Here is a 2125-nt window from a genome sequence, read left to right as displayed (position 1 = left end):
GATCATCTCAGCCTCAGCATCGCCCAAAGAATAGACCTGCCGCACCCGGCCATAGCGGATATGGCGCAGGATAGAACTGACGGTGGTGGAGCGGGGATTGATATAGGCATCGATGCCCAGATGCGGCAGCAGGGGCACCAGCGTCGGATCGTTGATCAGTGCAATCGCCAGCGGGCAGCCCTCGGCCTTGGCGCGCACCGCGGCCAGCATATTGGTCTTATCATCATCCGTCACCGCCAACATCGCGTCTGCCTTGTCGATGCCCGCTTCGATCATCAGCGCCCGGTCCAGCCCGTCGCCGTTCAGCACGATGGTGCGTTCCAGGGTTTCCGCCGCCCGCTCGGCACAGGCGCGGTCGCGTTCGATCATTTTGGCCCGGATCCGTGTTGTGCTGGCCTCCAGCGCCTTGGCCACTTCCAGGCCGACGTTGCCGCCGCCGACCACAACCACCCGGTCCTGGCGCTTTTCGTGCTTGCCGAACACTTCGATGGTGCGGGGCACGTCGTCGGCGTGGCTGAACACATAGCAGCTGTCGCCCACGAACAACTGATCACCCGGTTCCGGCGCAAACAAACTGCCGTCGCGCCGCACCCCGACCACTATCGCGCGCAGCGTCGAGAACAAATCGGTCAGCTGCCGCAGCGGCGTATTCACCACCGGGCAATCGGCGTCGATTTGGATACCAAGAAGCTGCGCCTTGCCACCCATGAATGTCTCGGTGTCAAACGCCGCCGGCGCTGACAGCCGTTGCATCGCTGCTGCCGCCACCTCCCGCTCGGGACTGATCACCACGTCGATCGGCAGATGCTCGCGCTGATACAGGTCGGAGTAGATCGCCGTAAGATAGCTTTTGGCCCGCAGGCGCGCGATCTTGCGCTGGATCTTGAAGACCGAATGCGCCACCTGGCAGGTCACCATGTTGACCTCGTCCGAATGGGTGGCCGCGATGATCATGTCGGCGTCCCGCGCCCCGGCCCGGTCCAGCACATCCGGATAAGAGGCAAAACCATGGATCCCCTGCACGTCCAGCGTATCGGTCGCCCGCCGCACCAGTTCCGGGTTGTTGTCGACAACCGTCACATCATTGTGCTCGCCGGACAGGTGCCGGGCGATCTGCCAGCCGACCTGGCCCGCACCGCAGATAATGACCTTCATTTGCGTGTCCCTTGGCGGAAATTCGTCCGATGTGAATGACAGAAGCCGCTTTCACGGTCAATTTAATTGTAACTCGCTCTGATTGCAGCCATTCTTCGCGTATGTGCAAGGATCGAACGATCATGGCGGCCTTGGTCCTGCTGCTTGGCACGGCAGCCTGCGGCCCGATTCCTGTTTACTACAGGCAGGGGGCAGAAGTCTCCCGCCTGCAAAGCGATGAACTCGGCTGTGCAGCACAAGCGCTGCAGGATGCGCCTGTCGCGAATGAAATCCGCCAGCACCCTCCGGTTTTTTATCCCGGCCGCAAGGTCTGTTCCGGCGGCAGCTGTTATTACCGCCCCGGCTATTGGGTAGACGGCGGCATCTACACAGTGGATGTGAACAAGCCCCTGCGCCTTCGGCTGGAGAAATCCTGCATGACGGCCAAGGGCTACCAGCAAATCACACTGAAACGCTGCACCCGAAGCAACGCGGCTGCGGTGCCCGGGCCGCAGCTGGCCCCGCTGAGCGAAGCATCCTGCGCGCAGCGCAACAAGGATGGCAGCGTCAGCATCCGCACCGGCGGCTAGTGTCACTTCCTTGCCGAAGGTGCGCGGCAGGCTAACTTTGAATTGCGTCACCGGATCAAGTAAGCTGATGCCGGAATGTTTGTTGATCAGTATTTCAAGGAGAAAGGTACCCGATGCGGATACATTTCCTGTTTGCCGCGCTGCCTTTTGCAGCTGTGACAGCCGCCTGCGAACCAGTGGCCCCGATTGCCCCTCCACCTACGGCAGCCCCGGCGCCGGCACCTGCAACTTACAGCGCGCCGACAACGCGGCCGGCACCTGCAGCGGCGACCAGGGCCCCGGTGATCCCGGCAGAAGAAGCGCCTGAACCCGCCTATCAAGGCGGCGGCGGCGGAGGTTCCGGCGGCGGCGGAGGTGGTGGTTCCGGCGGTGGCGGCGGCGGAGGCTGGGGTTAACCCCGG

Annotated in this window: 2 protein-coding genes; one reads left to right on the top strand and one right to left on the bottom strand. The window is 62.9% G+C overall.

Features of this window, described 5'->3' with window-relative positions; genetic code table 11:
* A partial coding sequence (gene trkA, locus A2I95_RS33210; RefSeq protein WP_291736683.1) for a Trk system potassium transporter TrkA occupies positions 1–1155 on the bottom strand: 1155 nt, incomplete at its 3' end.
* Positions 1156–1277: 122 nt separating this feature from the next.
* On the opposite strand from trkA, the gene A2I95_RS33205 reads away from it, so the two are divergent.
* Complete coding sequence (locus A2I95_RS33205) at positions 1278–1724, top strand: hypothetical protein (protein WP_291736681.1); 447 nt, start codon at positions 1278–1280, stop codon at positions 1722–1724.
* Positions 1725–2125 lie beyond the last annotated feature (401 nt).

Source organism: Leisingera sp. F5 (genome assembly GCF_001593695.1).
This window is presented reverse-complemented; position numbering and strand designations above follow the sequence as displayed.

Bases quoted from the DNA above. Each gene is read 5' to 3' on its own strand.
- A2I95_RS33205 (WP_291736681.1), top strand. From the start codon at position 1,278: ATGGCGGCCTTGGTCCTGCTGCTTGGCACGGCAGCCTGCGGCCCGATT.